The following is a 13,705-nucleotide window of genomic DNA, read 5'->3' on the forward strand; positions in this document are numbered from 1 at the left end:
TATTCTACCAAAGGTTTTGCTTAAATGCAAGCCCTTTTTTCGCTTTTTTCATGGGTTTTAGGACATTTCTCCGCCGCTCTTTTTCAGGCCTCTGGTATTCTTCTCCACCATCCTCCTGGCCACCATGATCTGATGGCCGCAGCCAGTGCATTTTAGGCGGAAATCCGCCCCCACCCGCAGGATCTCCCATTCGCTGCTGCCGCAGGGATGAGGCTTTTTAAGCTTCACAATGTCTCCCATCTGGTAATCTGGTTTTTCAGTCATAATCCGCTCTCCCTTTTTTATTCCTCTGCCCTTGTCCCTATTCTGCCTGTTCTTAGGAATCTGCCAGAATACGGTCAATGGCCTCCTGTTCCTCTTTTGTAAATACTGGTCCGTCCAGAGCCTTTATATTGTCCTCCAGCTGGGCGACGCTGCTGGCGCCGATGAGGACGCTGGTCACTTCCTTTCTGCGAAGGATCCAGGAAAGAGCCATCTGAGCCAGACTCTGACCACGATTTTCTGCCATCTCATTTAACGCGCGGATTTTTTCCAGGCGTTCTGGCGTGAGGTAGCGCCCTCCTACTGTGGTGTTGCTGCGTGACGCTCTGGAGCCCTCAGGAATCCCCTTTAAATACCGTCCCGTCAAAGCCCCCTGAGCCAATGGGCTGTAGCAGATGCATCCTACTCCTTCCCGATCCAGAACCTCAAAAAGCCCATCTTCGCACCAACGCTCGAACATATTGTAGCGGGGCTGATGAAGCAGACACGGGGTCTTATTTTCCTTTAAAATGGCAATGGCCCGCTCTGCTTCCTCTGCCTCATAATTGGAAATTCCCACATAAAGGGCCTTTCCCTGGCGCACCATATCGGAAAGAGCGCCCATGGTTTCCTCTAAAGGAGTATCCGGATCCGGACGGTGATGGTAAAATACGTCCACGTAGTCAAGGCCCATGCGCTTCAAGCTGGCGTCCAGACTGGACATCAGGTATTTGCGGGAGCCCCAGTTACCGTAAGGACCGGGCCAGCAGTCATAACCGGCCTTGGTGGAAATAAACAGCTGGTCTCTGTAGGAAGCCAGATCGGATGCCAGAACGGCTCCAAAATTTTCCTCCGCCTTTCCTCTGGCCGGAGCGCCGTAATTATTTGCAAGGTCAAAATGAGTAATCCCAAGATCAAAGGCCCGAAGAAGGATCTCTCTCTGCTCCTCCAGAGGCTTTTCCAGTCCAAAATTCTGCCACAGCCCCAGAGAAATCTCCGGAAGCAGTACGCCGCTTCTTCCGCTGCGTCTGTATTTCATATGGTCATATCTGTTTTCTGCTGCCTGATACATAATTATTTCCTCCTCTATCTGATACCGGCCACGGCTCCTAAGACCTGGCCGATACTGTCGTTAATGATCAAATCTGCCTGGGAATCTCTGGGAGTGGCAGAACGGTTGATAAGCACAAGTTTCTTTCCTCTATAATAGTCAATCAGGCCGACAGCCGGATAGACTGCCAGAGACGTACCGCCCACGATCAGCAGATCTGCTTTTGAAATGTTCTCGATAGAGCGGCGCAGAACCGTATCATCCAGTCCCTCTTCATACAGAACCACATCCGGTTTGACTGTGCCGCCGCAGGTGCATCTGGGAACATCTTCACTGTTCGTTATATAATCCAGATCATAAAACTGTCCGCAGCGGGTGCAGTAATTTCGGTGTACGGAGCCATGCAGCTCCAGCACCTCCCTGCTTCCTGCCATCTGATGAAGCCCGTCAATATTCTGGGTAATAACAGCCTTTACCTTCCCCTCCTGCTCCAGCTTTGCAAGCGCTCTGTGGGCGTCATTGGGTACAGCCTCTTTATAAATCATCCTGTCTTTATAAAAACGGTAGAACTCCTCCGTATTCTTCATATAAAAGCTGTGGCTGATGATTGTTTCCGGAGGGTACTTATACTTCTGACGATACAGCCCGTCCTCGCTCCGAAAGTCCGGAATTTTGCTCTCAGTAGAAACACCAGCACCTCCAAAGAAAACTATATATTGGCTTTCCTGAATCCACTCCTTTAACTGCTGCCATTTTTCATCCATGAGTTTTCCTCCTTTGCCGGATTTTGAACCTATTATAGCACGGGTTTCGTTTAGATTCACTATGAAAAACAAAATTGCTCCTGCCCGTTTACTTATACTTCCTCTGATGATATGATAAAAGAAATTAAACATTCGATCCCGGAGATAACATACATGAGCCAAATCAGAAGAATTACTACAATCAAACAGCAGGTATATGAGATATTAAGAGATGATATCTGCAGCGGCGTCTATGCGCCAGGACAGCAGATCCAGGAAACAGAGCTGTCAAAAAAACTGGAGATTTCCCGCAGCCCCATCCGTGAAGCCCTGCGCCAGCTGGTATCCGAAGGACTTGCTGTAGAATATCCCAACCGGGGCGTATTTGTAAAAACCTACACTCCAAAGGATATTGAAGATGTGTTCGATTTGCGGATCCTGCTGGAAAGCTATGCCATTATGCGTTCCGGAAACTGTCTGACCTTAGAAAAACACCATGAATTAAACGACTGCATGGAACGCTTAAAAACCTATCACAGCCAGGACGATATACAGCGTTATGTGGAAGAGGACACTCTGCTTCACCAGCTTTTGATCCAGCTCAGCGGAAATAATCTGGTAATCAGTACCTATGAACGCGTCTACGCCATGGTTCAGCGGTTCCGCATCTATTCCTTAAAAAGCCGGAAGCGTTTTGACGATTCCCTGACCGAGCATATACAGATTATCCAAAATGTACTGGCCGGAAATGTCAAAGAGGCAGACCGGATCAATCGGGAACACCTGCTTCTTGCAAAGGATGCCATTATCGTATATCTGGACCAGATGCATCAGGATTGATGTATTTCCATACAAAGACAGCCGGCGCACCCGCAAAAAAAGAGCCATCTCCCAAATTAGAAGAGACAGCTCTTTTTTCATATCATATCACAGTCCTGCATTCTTCCCATCAATGGATAAAGATAGACAGGATGCAGAAAATAGCTGAACCAAATGCCGGAACCAGAATAGATCCAATCGTCCATGTCTTTAAGCTGGTCTTGATATCCATACCGGAGAAATTGGTTACAACGTGGAAATAGGAATCGTTTAAGTAGCTTGGGCACATGGTTGTCAGACAGAGTGACAGTGCTGCAAGATACGGATTGATATTCAGTGTGCTGATCATCGGGGCAATAATCGCGGAGCCTGTAATCATAGCTGTGGTTCCGGAGCCCTGCGGGAAACGCATGATGACACCAATGATAATCGGTACTAAAATACCTGGAACTCCCGCAGCAACGATTGCGTCTGCCATCATCTTTGCTGCGCCTGTCGCATTGATAACTGCGCCAAGGGCACCGCCTGCTGCTGTGATGAATACGATAGGACCTGCATCACGACAGGCTTCCTGCATCAGATCCACACAGGTCTTGCGGTCATATTCCGCACACAGAAGGAATGCGCCCATGCAGAGGGAAATAAACAGCGCCATAACCGGCTGTCCGAGGAATTTCACACACTCTGCAAATGCAGTTCCCTGAAGCGCTCCGATCTGTCCTACCAGAGTGTTGGCAAAGATCAGAACAATGGGTACTAATAAGGTGGCAAAGGATAAAAATGCACTGGGAAGCTTCTCAGCAGCCAGCAGATCTGCAAAATCCTCTGTAGCAAGATCTTCATTGCGGCTCTGTTTTTCCTGAATGCGGTCAAGAACCTTTAACTGGCCCTCACTGTACTTGGAACGGTCGATCTCATAAGGCACAACCAGATCCGGGTATTTCTTTCCAAAATAACGGAAAAGAAATACAGAAAAGATAAACAGGGGAACAGAAATCAGGATACCAAAAATGATATACATTCCCAGATCCAGATTATAACCATTTTCCTGGAAGGTTCCTACAACTGCCAGAGGACCCGGTGTAGGCGGAACCATAAAGTGGGTAATGTAAAGTCCCATACCAAGAATGCCGCCCAGCCAAACCATGGATTTCTTGGTAAGGCGTGAAAACTCTTTTGCCAGAGAGGACAGGATAACGAAACCGGAATCGCAGAATACGGGAATGGAAACTACGAAGCCTGTAAGTCCAAGAACCACATCGCAGTTCTTTACACCGACCATTTTAAGGATTGTCAGAGCCATACGCTTGGCAGCGCCGCTCTTCTCAAGGAAAATTCCCATGATACAGCCAAAGCCGATTACAACGCCGATACTTGCCATAGTGTTTCCAAAGCCCTTGGTAACGGTGCTTACACATTCGGTCAGGGTCGCAACTGTGGCTCCCTCCGGACCAAATGGCATTGCAAGAACCGCAATCAGGATTGCCGAGATGATCAGTGACGGAAATGCATGCATTTTTGTAAAAATGATCAGTACCATCATAACGACAATACCGATTGCCATAGCTAATACAGGATTCAGCATAAATAATTACCCCCTTACATGATTAAACCCCAAATATCAGATTACAGGACCCAGGCAGAAAATATCCATGGATCCGTAATAGCCCAGTGCCTCGTTCTTTGTCATTTTTCCTGAAAGAACATCCAGCATCAGACGGAAGGCCTCTTCTCCTACCTCCTCGATCGTCTTTTCCCCCTGAATGATCCGTCCTGCATTCAGATCCATATCGTGCTGCATCCGCTCATATGTATGAGGATTGCCGCAGATCTTGATTACAGGCATGGACGGAAAGCCCTGAGGTGCTCCTCTTCCAGTGGAGAACATCATAAACTGCGCTCCCGTGGCCGCCATTCCGGTCAGAATCTCCGGTTCCCGTCCCGGAGCATCCTTGATCCACAGCCCCTTCTGTCCGTCTACCCGGTCACAATATTCTAAAACTCCCTGGATCGGCCGATGGCCGGATTTTACGATCGCTCCCAGGCTCTTTTCCTCAATACTGGAAAGTCCTCCTGCAATATTGCCCGGTGTAGGCTGACCGCCTCTCATATCCTCTCCTACAGATTTAGCCCGTTTTTCCATCCGATCTACGATTTCATAGACTTTCTGGCCTATGGGGCCGTTTTCTCCGCCTACTGCCCGTTTAGCAAGAATGTGCTCGCCGCCTAAGAATTCTGTGGTTTCCCCAAATACCACAGTTGCTCCCAGGTCTACCAGCTTATCTGCCACATAACCGATCACGCAGTTGGAAGCCATACCGGAGGTAGTATCGGAAGCACCGCATTTAATTGCCATGACTACCTCAGAAATATCAACCGTTTCCCTCTGCAGTCCGGAAATCTCCTGAACCAGTCTCTGAGCCGCATCAATTCCGGCCTGGATTGCCCTGGAGGTTCCTCCCAGCTCCTGGATCCGGATAATCTCTACCGGTTTTCCGGCTGCCCGTATTTCTTCCACCATCCGCTCGTGGTCTGTTCCCTCACAGCCCAGGCTGACGATCAGCGCCGCTCCCACATTGGGGCTCTGTCCCAGATTGGAAAGGGTGTCCGTCACTCTCTTTAAGTCAATGGGAAGCTGGCAGCAGCCCTGATGATGAAAATATCCGATGGTTCCCTGCACCTGACGGCAGATTGCCTGGCCTACGTCATTAGCACAGATAACGCTGGGGATCACAGCTACCAGATTGCGGGCGCCAACCTTTCCATTGGCTCTCCGATATCCCTGAAATGTATATTCGCTCATTGCTCCACCTCCTCCAGATCGCCTCTGCCTCTTAATGCATCCAGGTTATGCACATGGACATAATCACCCTTTTTGATATCCGTGCTCGCCGCTCCAATGGATTCTCCATATTTCATAATATGAGCTCCCTTCGGAATGTCCGTCACTGCGATCTTGTGACCGTAGGGAACATCCCCATGGACGCAGATTTCTTCCTTCTGCCCCTTTTTATCCCGGACCTCTACCACCGTGCCGTCTGTGATATCATCGGCAAAAATGGTAGCTACATTGTCCAGATCGTCTACCTTTAACGCCAGCTTAAGCTCCATCTTAGTCCTCCTGTTCCTTTACTGCCAGCACTGCCACGCCATCGGGAATAACAATCACCCTTGCGTCCCGTCCCATCATCTCATAGGCCATTTCAAGAGCCTCATCCGGCGAAGAGGCCGGGATCATATTGGCTTTGCGTACCATCTCATGATCCAGATAGGTGGTCACAAGAATCACCTTATGCTTCTTTAAGATCCTGGAATAGATCTGTGCACACCACTGCTCCGGGATCGTCTCTCTGGGAGGAATCTTTGACAAATAAGCATCAATTTCATCCACCGTTCCCTGAACGATCAACTTTTCAAAATGAGTGCCGCCCATACCGTCAAAGCAGGAGGCACACATGATGATAACTCCGCCGTCTTTACAGCAGGCCTCTGCTGTGGCCACTGCCTTGGGACTCTGATACAGGTTCTGATCCAGAGGATAACCGCCGTTTGAGGTAATAACGATATCTCCCGTCATGCCCGGACACTGAGCCAGACCGCGGACAAACTCCACGCCTTTTTCATGAGCCTTTTCCAGATCTCCTGCAAAGGCTGCAATTACCTTTTTCTCCCCATTTAATGCTACATTTAAGATAAACTGAACATTCACTGCTCTGGCCGCATACACCATATCCTCATGGATGGGATTGTGCTCCAAAACGCCTGTAGCAGCATAGGGACTGGAAATGGCCTTGTAGGAATGGTTTTCATTTACGGTTAGGTCAGTTTACAAGGAACTACACGCAGACCACGAAACGGGGGCTGCTGACAACAAATAAAGGCTGAGTATCAAGCACCGGGAAAGTGCGGGATATTCAGCCTGTTTTGTTGTCAGGGGTTTCCAAAGGGGCTTGCCCCTTGGCACACGACTTTGCTCGCAAAGTGTAGTGTGTTATACGCTCTGTCGGCGTTGCCGTGAAAATGCCGTTGCCGCCGGAGAGGGCAAGGGCATTTGAAGCGGCAGGAAAGCAGGGCTGTGATTGCGTGGCGTGGAGCCGCAAACGCAGGACTGGTTTTATCAGCAGACAGGGCGTATATGAAAGCCCCCGTTCCTCGTCCCACGCCGGACTTCGGGACAAAATGTCCCGAACTTGTGGACACACTCACGAAAAAACAGACGGATTTTTCTCTCAAAATTGAAATGGGCGGGAAGCCGTTTTAGGGCTTTGCTATTTCCCCGATAAACTTGAAGTTGTACTTATGCACAGGCAATCAAGCATCCCGTTTAATCAAAGCGGCATCGGAGTCCGGGCAATCACAATGACTGCCAAAACAGCGCCCGCAAACGCTGCTGCGCCGATAACTGCCGCCGTTTTTTTGCTGAGGTTCTTCTTTACTGCCTTACAGATTAGCATGGCGCAAACCACGCAAACAGCCGCAACCGCAAGCGCAATAACCAGCGTCTCCCATAACCATGAAAGTTCGTATAATATTCTCATTCGCTCACCATACCTTTCTCTTGCAAACTGGAAGTTACTTTTTCATATACACGCCTTTGCCAAATCCCGATTTATCCCTTTACTTTCTCCCCCGCTGCGGTTTTGGGTTTTTCAGCAAGTCCGACTTCTGCGCAATCCTTTTCAGCCACTTTCTTTCTTCCTCCGACAGCTTCCCATAGTTCAGCTTGAGCCGTTTACAGATAAACGCCATCGCCGCCTGTTCCGGGTCGCTGCCCGGAGTGGACGCTGCTTCTGCGGCTTGCAAAAAATCTTCCAGAGGATTGTCCTCCGGGACGCTGAAAAAATCGTCCTTATGGGCTTCCCGCAGGTCAAGGGCTATGCCGTTTATGTCCTGCTGTATTACATAGCGGCAAAAGCTGTCATCGTCAATATGGGCGGCGATAAGCTGCCTTAGCTGCGGGTCGGACAAGCCGGGATTGTGCTGCTTCATAATGGTTGCGCTCATAATATCCACAATGGCATTTGCGCTCTGTACCTGCTTGACTGCCGTTCCGTTCACATAGATTTCAAGGTCAGCCATGAGCCGGGGGAAATCCGGGTGTACCGCCAGTTCACACAAGAGGAAATTATCCACCAGCCCGCTTTTCAACAGTTCAATCATATCATCACTCACACGCAGGTCTGCAAGATCGGCGTTTGGGTGATTTTTTGTTTCGGACAGCCCCAGCAGGTAATCGGCGGTCACGCTGTAAAACTTCGCCAGCTTGATAAGGGCATAGTGGCTGATGTCCTTAAAATCCTCCGCTTCATAACTGCCCAGCGCAGACTTGGAGAGGTGGGTCTGCTCCGCAAGCTGTTCCAGCGTCAGCCCACGCTCTACACGCAGGTCTTTTAGGCGCTCTTGAATGGTTAAAGCCATATTTTGTTCCTCATTATATTGCCGTTATCATATTTTCTAACTTAAATCTTTCGAGCTGCGGAATGTTCTTGGCAGAAATATTTAGGCCATATTCTGGTTTCGACTTTTTACCCTCGTATGAATGGTAAACAAAAGTATTACTACTGTCGTTATCCCATGTGGTCGCAGGAATTAAATATTCTATGGGGTGTTCGCCATCATTTAGCAAAAGCAAGAACAAGTAAAGTGATTGGTCTGAAATATCAAAATATTCCTCCCGCATAAAAACATAGCCTGTTCCTTTGCGAATGGCTTTAACTTGAAACTTCAAAAATCCTCTCTTGCTTTCTGCAATAAAATCTATTCCATGGTCATCAACCTCGGAAGTATAAATGCTCACTCCATAAGAGGCTAATGACATTTTTGCGTAGTATTCACAGAACGTCCCCAGCTTTTGCCGGGTGAGGTCACTTCTTGACCAATTTAGGTTATACATTTCATTTCCACCTCCTGCTACATTTCTCTTTTTCATTCTACCACAATTCCGAGAGCGTGGAAATAGGCAGTTTTTTTGGCGGATTTCCTACCTCTTGGATATACGGGACGAACGGTCATTTAGGTGTAGACTTAGGGTAGTTCATCGATGGACAGCACCTTGAAAACCGAATGACCGTCCGAAAAGAAATACCCCGGCCGGGGAAGCACCGCAAGGAGACGGACTTCTGGACACTTTGTCCAGAGGTCACTTCGGGACAAGTGTCCAGAAGCTGCGGGGAGCGTGCCAACGCCGGAACACGCCGCAGGAATGGGGCAGGAAGCCTTTTCGGGGCGAACGGCAAAAGCGAAAAATGGAGGGAACGCATGAGAGATAACCCCTATAAAGACTTGCCACCGCTGGAACGCAGGCCGGACGGTTCCCTTTACCGCATGACCCCAGCGCAGCGGAAACAGGCAAACGCCCTGATCCGCCGGGAGTGCTGCTGTTATGAGGACGGGAACTGTATGTTCCTTGACGATGGGGACACCTGCACCTGTCCGCAGACGGTTTCTTTCTCGGTCTGCTGTAAGTGGTTCCGCTGGGCGGTTTTGCCGCTGGACAAGACGCTGGAAGCGGAGATTTTCCGGGATAAGGACTTGAAACGCTGTGCGGTCTGCGGCGGTGTGTTCGTCCCTAAATCCAACCGGGCAAAGTACTGCCCCGACTGCGCCGCCAGAGTTCACAGGCGGCAGAAAACAGAAAGTGAACGGAAAAGGAGGTCTACTGTGGACAGTTAGGGGCTGAAAAGTCCTTGATTTTCAAGGCTTTGCAAGCACAGAACAGGGGCAGGCAATAGAAACTACCGTCTGCCCCCGGAAACAGGCTTCTAACCGTCCACAAAACACGATATGGCAAACACCATTTATATCCATCAGCCGGAAAAGGCGGTCAGCTTTACCCGGCTTCCCAATTTCCTTTTTGAAGCCCCCACATTCACACCCCTGTCCAACGAAGCAAAGGTTCTGTACGCCTTTATCCTGCGCCGGACAGACCTATCCCGAAAAAACGGCTGGGCAGATGAATACGGGCGGATTTACCTCTACTATCCCATTAACGAGGTAGTGGAGCTGCTCCACTGCGGGCGGCAGAAAGCGGTCAATACCCTGCGGGAGCTACAATATGCCGGACTGGTGGAAATCCAGAAGCAGGGCTGTGGAAAACCCAACCGCATTTATCCAAAATCCTATGAAGCGGTTTCAAACACCGACTTCAAGAAATCCGGTTATGGAACGCCGGAGGACTGAAAACCGCACTCATAGAGTACGATAATCAATCCTCTTGAAGTACGAAAACCGGACGGTATATAGAAATACAGAGATTAAAACGATTTTATTTATATCTATTCCATTCCAATCCTATCAGAGATAGTTTCGGCGGGATTTTCCCTGTGGAAAACCCGCTGGAAAAGAATGGAACGAGGAAAGGAGCAGAATGGCACAACACGCAATCTTGCGGTTTGAGAAACACAAGGGCAACCCGGCAAGGCCGCTGGAAGCCCATCACGAACGGCAAAAGGAACAGTACGCCAGCAATCCCGACATTGACACCAGCCGGAGCAAATACAACTTCCACATTGTTAAGCCGGAGAGCAGGTACTACCACTTTATACAGAACCGTATTGAACAAGCTGGCTGCCGCACCCGTAAGGATAGTACCCGGTTTGTGGATACGCTGATTACCGCCAGCCCGGAGTTTTTCAAGAAGAAGCCCCCAAAGGAGATACAGGAATTTTTCCATAGGGCGGCTGATTTCTTAATCGGGCGGGTAGGCCGGGAAAATATCGTATCGGCAGTGGTACACATGGACGAGAAAACACCCCACCTGCATTTGGTCTTTGTCCCTCTGACAGAGGACAACCGCCTGTGCGCTAAGGAGATTATCGGCAACAGAGCCAATCTCTCAAAATGGCAGGACGATTTTCACGCCTATATGGTGGAGAAATATCCCGACTTGGAGCGTGGGGAAAGTGCCAGCAAGACAGGCAGGAAGCATATCCCCACCCGTCTGTTCAAGCAGGCGGTCAATCTATCCAAACAGGCAAGAGCCATTGAAGCCACGCTGGACGGCATTAACCCGCTGAATGCCGGAAAGAAAAAAGAGGAAGCCCTCTCCATGCTGAAAAAGTGGTTCCCACAGATGGGGAATTTCTCCGGGCAGTTGAAAAAATACAAGGTCACAATCAATGACCTGTTAGCGGAAAATGAAAAGCTGGAAGCAAGGGCAAAAGCCAGTGAAAAAGGCAAGATGAAAGATGCGATGGAACGGGCAAAGCTGAAAAGCGAACTGGACAATTTACAGCGGCTGGTTGACCGTATCCCGCCGGATATACTGGCGGAACTGAAACGGCAGCAGCGGCAGCATGGAAAGGAAAGGTGATTTTATAAGTACCACTATCAGATACAAAAAGGAAACGGAAGTCGTGACTTTTCAAGGCAGGGAAATCACGCTGGAAAACCTCTCCCCGGTGTTCACGCCGGAGCAGGAAGCGGCAAAACGCCGGGAACTGGAACAGCAACTTTATGAGGTGTTCCGCAAGTATGCCGACAAACGGCAGAGTGAGGAAGCCGGGGCATAAGGTTTTCCAAAGCCATCGTTGATTTGCGGGGCTGCTGACGGTATAATAAAGGTGTCAGCAGCTCCGTTTCTTTTTTAAGAAAAGGAGCGACAATATGAATAATCGAATAGACGCAATCTATGCAAGGCAATCGGTAGACAAAAAGGACAGCATTTCCATTGAAAGCCAGATTGAATTTTGCAAATACGAGTTGAAAGGCGGTAACTGCAAGGAATACACAGACAAGGGGTACAGCGGCAAGAACACAGACCGTCCGAAGTTTCAAGAACTGGTGCGGGACATCAAGCGGGGCTTGATTGCAAAAGTCGTGGTTTACAAACTCGACCGTATCAGCCGTTCCATTCTGGACTTTGCCAACATGATGGAGCTGTTCCAGCAGTACAATGTGGAGTTTGTGTCCTCTACGGAAAAGTTTGATACCTCCACCCCGATGGGGCGGGCTATGTTGAATATCTGTATTGTGTTCGCCCAGTTGGAACGGGAAACGATACAGAAGCGGGTAACGGACGCATACTATTCCCGCAGTCAGCGGGGCTTCAAAATGGGCGGCAAGGCTCCTTACGGCTTCCACACCGAGCCTATCAAAATGGATGGTATCAATACAAAAAAGCTGGTGGTAAATCCAGACGAAGCGGCAAATATCCGGCTGATGTTTGAGATGTATGCTCAGCCCACAACCTCCTACGGGGACATTACCCGGTACTTTGCCGAACAGGGGATTTTATTCAACGGCAAAGAGCTGATACGCCCCACGCTGGCGCAGATGTTACGCAATCCTGTCTATGTGCAGGCAGACCTTGATGTGTACGAATTTTTCAAAAGTCAAGGGACGGTCATTGTCAATGACGCTGCCGATTTTACTGGCATGAACGGCTGCTATCTGTATCAAGGGCGAGATGTGAAGCCCAGCAAAAAGAACGACTTGAAAGACCAAATGCTGGTACTGGCTCCCCATGAGGGCATTGTTCCCTCCGACATCTGGCTGACCTGCCGCAAGAAGCTGATGAACAACATGAAAATCCAGTCTGCCCGAAAAGCTACCCATACATGGCTGGCGGGAAAAATCAAGTGCGGGAACTGCGGGTATGCCCTTATGAGTATCTTCAATCCCTCCGGCAAGCAATACCTTCGCTGTACGAAACGGCTGGATAACAAGAGTTGTCCGGGGTGCGGGAAAATCATTACTTCGGAACTGGAAGCGGTTGTTTATCAGCAGATGATAAAGAAACTGGCAAGCTACAAGACGCTGACAGGCAGAAAGAAAGCGGCAAAGGCAAACCCTAAAATTGCCGCCCTGCAAGTGGAACTTCTCCATGTGGACAGCGAGATTGAAAAGCTGGTGGACAGTCTGACGGGTGCAAACAATGTTCTGCTCTCCTATGTGAATGTGAAGATAGCGGAACTGGACGGGCGCAAACAGGAACTTGTGAAGCAGATAGCCGAGTTGACGGTGGAAGCCATCAGCCCGGAACAGGTCAATCAGATTTCCGGCTACCTCGACACATGGGACAATGTATCCTTTGACGACAAGCGGCGGGTGGTGGATTTGATGATTACCACCGTTGCCGCTACAAGCGACAGCTTGAACATCACATGGAAAATCTGATGGGTGGAACCCCTCCCGTCAGATACCTACCCTGTGTAGTCCCTTGTAAACTGTACTTTGCCGCATTGCAAATACCCGGCAGGATACTCTTTCGTCCTCCTGAAAAGCCGGCAAAGAAATGCGGCTCAATAAATCCTTCCGTAATCAGCAGATCGCAGTCTAAGGCCAGTTTGTTTACCCACAGCTCCGCTCCGGAAGGAAGACCGGTCACATAGGCAAAATCATCCGGCTCAAATGCCTTATTTACCGCAATCTTCTCATGGTCTACGATCGGATCGCCAAACATCCTGCGCTGCTCTGCCTCTGTGGTAGGCCGGTGAAGGCCGGTAGCGATCAGAATCGTAATATCTGCGTCCGGATTTCCTTTGCGGATCTCCGCCAGAAGCAAAGGCAGAGTCAGTTTACTTGGTACGGCCCTGGTGTGGTCTGAGGTAACAAGCACGATCCGGTTCTTTCCCTTTGCCAGTTCACTGAGCCTGGGTGTTCCGATGGGATGCTCCAGCGCCTCCTTTACCAGCTCCTCCTCACTCTTTCCTGCCTCGTATTCATCTGTGCGGGCCGTGATCACCGCCTCCAGATTTTTTTCATCCACATGGAGATCTAGACTGGAAGTGTAATATGGAATCTTAATAGTCTTCAAACTTCATCACCTTCCCTGAATTTTAATCCGTCTTTTTAAATTGTCGACTGTCTACTTTTTCATTCTATTACATTTGCAGCTTAATGTCAATATTTT

17 protein-coding genes are annotated in these 13,705 nt (G+C 49.4%); 6 read left to right on the plus strand and 11 right to left on the minus strand.

The genetic code is table 11. The features are described from left to right. Window positions 1-57: 57 nt before the first annotated feature. Genes WKT10_RS01380 through WKT10_RS01390 form a run of 3 tightly spaced genes read right to left on the minus strand, consistent with a single transcriptional unit; the run spans window position 58 to window position 2,055 of the window. Window positions 58-264, minus strand: coding sequence for a DUF951 domain-containing protein (locus tag WKT10_RS01380; RefSeq protein WP_340274938.1), 207 nt, complete (start codon window positions 262-264; stop codon window positions 58-60). Window positions 265-316: 52 nt separating this feature from the next. Continuing rightward, the gene (locus tag WKT10_RS01385) at window positions 317-1,312 is read right to left on the minus strand and encodes an aldo/keto reductase (RefSeq protein ID WP_337932920.1); all 996 of its coding nucleotides are present in this window, start codon (window positions 1,310-1,312) and stop codon (window positions 317-319) included. A gap of 14 nt (window positions 1,313-1,326) precedes the next feature. After that, entirely contained in the window at window positions 1,327-2,055 is a 729-nt protein-coding gene (locus WKT10_RS01390) for an NAD-dependent protein deacylase (RefSeq protein ID WP_340274941.1), read from the minus strand. 153 nt (window positions 2,056-2,208) lie between these two features. On the opposite strand from WKT10_RS01390, the gene WKT10_RS01395 reads away from it, so the two are divergent. After that, complete coding sequence (locus WKT10_RS01395) at window positions 2,209-2,874, plus strand: GntR family transcriptional regulator (protein WP_066544749.1); 666 nt, start codon at window positions 2,209-2,211, stop codon at window positions 2,872-2,874. A 109-nt stretch (window positions 2,875-2,983) separates the two neighbouring features. Here the strand turns inward: WKT10_RS01395 and WKT10_RS01400 are convergent, their stop codons facing one another. The 7 genes from WKT10_RS01400 to WKT10_RS01430 all read right to left on the minus strand — a co-directional run bounded on the left by WKT10_RS01400 (window position 2,984) and on the right by WKT10_RS01430 (window position 8,782). Next, a complete protein-coding gene (locus tag WKT10_RS01400) occupies window positions 2,984-4,438 on the minus strand; it encodes a GntP family permease (RefSeq protein WP_337434244.1) in 1,455 nt (484 codons plus the stop codon). 36 nt (window positions 4,439-4,474) lie between these two features. Further along, window positions 4,475-5,656 carry a UxaA family hydrolase gene (locus WKT10_RS01405; protein ID WP_340274944.1) on the minus strand — a complete coding sequence of 394 codons (1,182 nt, stop codon included), beginning with the start codon at window positions 5,654-5,656 and terminating at the stop codon, window positions 4,475-4,477. Continuing rightward, complete coding sequence (locus tag WKT10_RS01410; RefSeq protein WP_066544754.1) at window positions 5,653-5,964, minus strand: UxaA family hydrolase; 312 nt, start codon at window positions 5,962-5,964, stop codon at window positions 5,653-5,655. The genes WKT10_RS01405 and WKT10_RS01410 overlap by 4 nt, the downstream gene beginning before the upstream one ends. 1 nt (window position 5,965) lies before the next feature. Beyond that, window positions 5,966-6,610, minus strand: coding sequence for a hypothetical protein (locus WKT10_RS01415; RefSeq protein ID WP_340274946.1), 645 nt, complete (start codon window positions 6,608-6,610; stop codon window positions 5,966-5,968). A 571-nt stretch (window positions 6,611-7,181) separates the two neighbouring features. Then, entirely contained in the window at window positions 7,182-7,391 is a 210-nt protein-coding gene (locus WKT10_RS01420) for a hypothetical protein (protein ID WP_003503778.1), read from the minus strand. Between the two features lie 79 nt (window positions 7,392-7,470). Further along, entirely contained in the window at window positions 7,471-8,271 is an 801-nt protein-coding gene (locus WKT10_RS01425) for a helix-turn-helix domain-containing protein (RefSeq protein WP_006772920.1), read from the minus strand. 13 nt (window positions 8,272-8,284) lie between these two features. Continuing rightward, window positions 8,285-8,782: a hypothetical protein gene (locus WKT10_RS01430; protein ID WP_006772919.1), complete on the minus strand. Its 498-nt coding sequence runs from the start codon at window positions 8,780-8,782 to the stop codon at window positions 8,285-8,287. A 329-nt stretch (window positions 8,783-9,111) separates the two neighbouring features. On the opposite strand from WKT10_RS01430, the gene WKT10_RS01435 reads away from it, so the two are divergent. The 5 genes from WKT10_RS01435 to WKT10_RS01455 all read left to right on the plus strand — a co-directional run bounded on the left by WKT10_RS01435 (window position 9,112) and on the right by WKT10_RS01455 (window position 12,969). Continuing rightward, window positions 9,112-9,525 carry a cysteine-rich VLP domain-containing protein gene (locus tag WKT10_RS01435; protein WP_009256047.1) on the plus strand — a complete coding sequence of 138 codons (414 nt, stop codon included), beginning with the start codon at window positions 9,112-9,114 and terminating at the stop codon, window positions 9,523-9,525. A 111-nt stretch (window positions 9,526-9,636) separates the two neighbouring features. After that, complete coding sequence (locus tag WKT10_RS01440; RefSeq protein WP_006772917.1) at window positions 9,637-10,032, plus strand: replication initiator protein A; 396 nt, start codon at window positions 9,637-9,639, stop codon at window positions 10,030-10,032. 187 nt (window positions 10,033-10,219) lie between these two features. After that, window positions 10,220-11,164, plus strand: a complete 945-nt coding sequence (gene mobV / locus WKT10_RS01445) for a MobV family relaxase (RefSeq protein WP_006772916.1) — start codon at window positions 10,220-10,222, stop codon at window positions 11,162-11,164. Continuing rightward, window positions 11,148-11,363, plus strand: a complete 216-nt coding sequence (locus WKT10_RS01450) for a hypothetical protein (protein ID WP_006772915.1) — start codon at window positions 11,148-11,150, stop codon at window positions 11,361-11,363. The genes mobV and WKT10_RS01450 overlap by 17 nt, the downstream gene beginning before the upstream one ends. Before the next feature lie 94 nt (window positions 11,364-11,457). Further along, the gene (locus WKT10_RS01455; RefSeq protein ID WP_006772914.1) at window positions 11,458-12,969 is read left to right on the plus strand and encodes a recombinase family protein; all 1,512 of its coding nucleotides are present in this window, start codon (window positions 11,458-11,460) and stop codon (window positions 12,967-12,969) included. On the opposite strand, the gene WKT10_RS01460 is transcribed toward WKT10_RS01455, so the two are convergent. Continuing rightward, the gene (locus WKT10_RS01460; protein ID WP_340274978.1) at window positions 12,953-13,609 is read right to left on the minus strand and encodes a lactate racemase domain-containing protein; all 657 of its coding nucleotides are present in this window, start codon (window positions 13,607-13,609) and stop codon (window positions 12,953-12,955) included. The two genes, WKT10_RS01455 and WKT10_RS01460, sit on opposite strands and share 17 nt — an antisense overlap. Window positions 13,610-13,705: the final 96 nt, after the last annotated feature.

The organism is Enterocloster sp. HCN-30185 (assembly GCF_037890305.1).
GTDB lineage: Bacteria > Bacillota > Clostridia > Lachnospirales > Lachnospiraceae > Enterocloster.

Coding starts and splice junctions, on each gene's coding strand:
- WKT10_RS01380 (WP_340274938.1), bottom strand. CDS start 264: ATGACTGAAAAACCAGATTACCAGATGGGAGACATTGTGAAGCTTAAA.
- WKT10_RS01385 (WP_337932920.1), bottom strand. CDS start 1,312: ATGTATCAGGCAGCAGAAAACAGATATGACCATATGAAATACAGACGC.
- WKT10_RS01390 (WP_340274941.1), bottom strand. CDS start 2,055: ATGGATGAAAAATGGCAGCAGTTAAAGGAGTGGATTCAGGAAAGCCAA.
- WKT10_RS01395 (WP_066544749.1), top strand. CDS start 2,209: ATGAGCCAAATCAGAAGAATTACTACAATCAAACAGCAGGTATATGAG.
- WKT10_RS01400 (WP_337434244.1), bottom strand. CDS start 4,438: ATGCTGAATCCTGTATTAGCTATGGCAATCGGTATTGTCGTTATGATG.
- WKT10_RS01405 (WP_340274944.1), bottom strand. CDS start 5,656: ATGAGCGAATATACATTTCAGGGATATCGGAGAGCCAATGGAAAGGTT.
- WKT10_RS01410 (WP_066544754.1), bottom strand. CDS start 5,964: ATGGAGCTTAAGCTGGCGTTAAAGGTAGACGATCTGGACAATGTAGCT.
- WKT10_RS01420 (WP_003503778.1), bottom strand. CDS start 7,391: ATGAGAATATTATACGAACTTTCATGGTTATGGGAGACGCTGGTTATT.
- WKT10_RS01425 (WP_006772920.1), bottom strand. CDS start 8,271: ATGGCTTTAACCATTCAAGAGCGCCTAAAAGACCTGCGTGTAGAGCGT.
- WKT10_RS01430 (WP_006772919.1), bottom strand. CDS start 8,782: ATGAAAAAGAGAAATGTAGCAGGAGGTGGAAATGAAATGTATAACCTA.
- WKT10_RS01435 (WP_009256047.1), top strand. CDS start 9,112: ATGAGAGATAACCCCTATAAAGACTTGCCACCGCTGGAACGCAGGCCG.
- WKT10_RS01440 (WP_006772917.1), top strand. CDS start 9,637: ATGGCAAACACCATTTATATCCATCAGCCGGAAAAGGCGGTCAGCTTT.
- mobV (WP_006772916.1), top strand. CDS start 10,220: ATGGCACAACACGCAATCTTGCGGTTTGAGAAACACAAGGGCAACCCG.
- WKT10_RS01450 (WP_006772915.1), top strand. CDS start 11,148: ATGGAAAGGAAAGGTGATTTTATAAGTACCACTATCAGATACAAAAAG.
- WKT10_RS01455 (WP_006772914.1), top strand. CDS start 11,458: ATGAATAATCGAATAGACGCAATCTATGCAAGGCAATCGGTAGACAAA.